This is a genomic window from Treponema sp., assembly GCF_052169735.1.
Classification (GTDB): Bacteria; Spirochaetota; Spirochaetia; order Treponematales; family Treponemataceae; genus Treponema.
This window is the reverse complement of the sequence record NZ_JBQNBW010000116.1, coordinates 1-2,923: the sequence shown is the minus strand read 5'-3', so window position 1 is coordinate 2,923 and position 2,923 is coordinate 1. Positions and strand designations below refer to the sequence as shown.

At 43.8% G+C, this 2,923-nt stretch carries 1 protein-coding gene and 4 tRNA genes; all 5 read left to right on the top strand.

The window, feature by feature from the left end; translation table 11 throughout:
• Positions 1-4 precede the first annotated feature (4 nt).
• The 5 genes from ACTTJ8_RS11620 to ACTTJ8_RS11600 all read left to right on the top strand — a co-directional run bounded on the left by ACTTJ8_RS11620 (position 5) and on the right by ACTTJ8_RS11600 (position 2,808).
• Positions 5-78, top strand: a tRNA-Thr gene (locus tag ACTTJ8_RS11620).
• 11 nt (positions 79-89) lie between these two features.
• Positions 90-171: transfer RNA gene (locus ACTTJ8_RS11615), tRNA-Tyr, on the top strand.
• 445 nt (positions 172-616) lie between these two features.
• Positions 617-2,356, top strand: coding sequence for a TrkH family potassium uptake protein (locus tag ACTTJ8_RS11610; protein ID WP_442716675.1), 1,740 nt, complete (start codon positions 617-619; stop codon positions 2,354-2,356).
• 215 nt (positions 2,357-2,571) lie between these two features.
• A tRNA-Ser gene (locus ACTTJ8_RS11605) sits at positions 2,572-2,656 on the top strand.
• A 65-nt stretch (positions 2,657-2,721) separates the two neighbouring features.
• Positions 2,722-2,808 (top strand) — tRNA-Ser (locus tag ACTTJ8_RS11600).
• Positions 2,809-2,923: the final 115 nt, after the last annotated feature.

The window sequence follows — 2,923 nt, the reverse complement described above, 5'->3', positions numbered from 1 at the left end:
TTACGCCAACTTAGCTCAGCTGGCCAGAGCACGTGATTTGTAATCTCGGGGTCTAGGGTTCGAATCCCTAAGTTGGCTTTTTTATGATTGGGGAGTTTCCCGAGCGGTCAAAGGGGGCAGACTGTAAATCTGTTGGCTCCGCCTTCCAAGGTTCGAATCCTTGTCTCCCCATTTTATTTCAAAAAAGGGCAAAGAACCAGCTGAGGTTTGCCTCTTCTTTTTCAGTTTTATCTTGTAATACTTGTACTTTTATCTATTATAAAAATCTATTTGAGAATATCCCGAATAATATTATCAATGTTATTGGAAAAATGCTGTAACAGCTAGTCAGTACTTATCCGCCAAAAAGAATTATCATTCCTTGTTGGGAAACACATTTTCTTGTCATCCTCGATTTTTGCCGACAGCAAGACTACCGCTTATGCGCTTATGCAGTCGAATGCAGAGGACGGCGGGAACCGTAGGTAGATACTGTTGGAAACTTCTAAAAAACTGCAAGTCTATCCTCTGTGCAATATCGATGAACCGGCTGCCGGTAATTTTCACTTATATTGACTTGCGCTCCATAAACATTGATAATCTTGAACAGTTTTTACGTAAAGGATAGAGCGGTATCATGAACACTATTGGAGCCAAGCTGCGTGCTAATCTTTCAGGCGTTGCTTTCATACTGAGTCTAGCGGTGCTGTTTTTGCAGCAGTTTTATGCGTCATTTGCAGTGGTTATTGTTATTCACGTAATGGATGGGCTTATTCTTTCACTAATCATCGCGGAAACTGTTTTACCGATACGGCAGGAAAAATATATTCAGCAGTATTTTCGGAAAAATATAGGACTTTATGTAACAACACTGCTGTTTTGCACCGTTTTTGTCATTCTCAAGATCAAAATAGGGCTTATTCCTCAATCACCGGAGCTGATTCTTATGTTTGCGTTGGTAAAAAATATCTTTTTATTCGGCAAAATCATCAAGAATACGGCAGATACCGCAGGCGGTACGGAGCGGGTTATGCTCAATCCTGCAGGAACACTGCTTGTGTCGTTTTTTATGGTGATTATCACCGGGGCTTTTTTACTCATGCTGCCTGCTGCAACACCGGGTACCGATCATCTTGATTTTTTAACTGCGCTTTTTACGGCAACCTCGGCGGTGTGCGTAACCGGATTGAGCGTCATCAATGTTGCAACCGATCTTACAGCGGTTGGTAAAGTTATTTTGATTTTGCTTGTGCAGATCGGCGGGCTGGGTATTATGGTGTTCTCCTTCTTCGGTATGCTGGCATTTAGACGAAAACTTTCCATAGCAGAAAAATTGACGGTTTCCTATATGGTGAGTGAAGATGATATGTCCGGATTATTTAAAGCCCTGCGTGTTATTATTTTTTCAACCTTTTTAGTTGAAGCAATCAGTGCGTGTTTTTTGTTTCTCGGTTTTTCGCGTACTATGGGAATATCGGTAAGGACACTTCAATTTGCAGCTTTTCATGCTGTTTCGGCATTCTGTAATGCTGGTTTTGCCTTATTTCCCAATAATCTTGAGTCCTTTACAGGGGATCCTATTATCAGTCTCACGGTTAGTTTTACCATTATCCTCGGCGGTATCGGTTTTGCGGTAATGTATGATGTGGTGCATAAAGTACAGGTTGAAGTAAAAAACCTTTTTGCAAAAAACAAAAAAACGGTATTTTTGCTGCCGCTGAATACGCAAATTGTGCTTGCAATGACAGCCGGGGCGCTGTTCCTGTCGTTTTCAGCGTTTTATTTATTAGAGCATACCCATACGATGAAAGATTTTTCCCTTACCGAGCAATACCTCGGTGCCTTTTTTCAGGCAGTAACGCTGCGGACAGCCGGATTTTCGACGGTGTCATTTGCGTCGCTCACCAATGCAACATTGCTGATGATGATCTTTGTGATGTTTGCCGGCGGTGCTTCCGGCAGTACTGCCGGCGGTGTTAAGCTCAACACCGTCGCTGTGGTTTTTGCCTTTTTCCGGTCATTCCTCAAAAACGACCGGACGGTTGTCATCAAAAAGATGTCAGTCCCCGATGAACAGGTAAAAAAGGCTTTTTTAATTTTCGGCTTTGGTTTATCGATAGTCTGTGCAGCTGTTTTTGTATTGACGATTACGGAATCGCTGCCGTTTTTACCGATGGCTTTTGAAACAGTCTCTGCCTTTGCGACTGTAGGGCTTTCTACCGGACTTACCGGGCAGTTCAGTATTACCGGTAAATTGATTTTGATCTTTCTTATGTTTATCGGCAGGGTCGGGCCGCTGACCATTCTGACTGCCGCCGGCAAAAAAGAGCGCAGCGATACCGTTGACTATCCTTATGGGGATATTTCGATTGGATAAATAGCACATACCGGTGAATGTGCTGGGGGTAGCTATAATGAAATCTTTTTTAGAAACCAGCAATCCCGCTGCAGCGTGTGAGTATTACTCAATATTTTGCACTGTATGTGCAATCCGGCACGGATACCGGTGCTTTCAATCAAAAAAATGGACGTGTTTGCGTGAAGTGCTTGACATACACCCCTATTCTAGGGTAGTATAGGTTTCATTGTTGAGGAGCGGTGGCCGAGTGGTTTAAGGCGGCGGTCTTGAAAACCGTTGTGCTGCGAGGTACCGGGGGTTCGAATCCCCCCTGCTCCGTAAAAAGGATGCGCATTCCTTTCAAAATAAATGCGCATTGTATAACAAACTTAGACAGGTAATTTGGAGCGGTGCGAGAGTGGCCGAATCGGGCTCCCTGCTAAGGAGTTGTACCCATCCGGGTACCGGGGGTTCGAATCCCCCCTGCTCCGTGAAATCAAATATCCTTGACTATTATGCGGTGTTCTAATGATGGTCAAGGATATTTGTTTGTATGAGATTATAGCTCAGTTGGATTAGAGCGTCAGATTGCGGATCTGAAGGTCG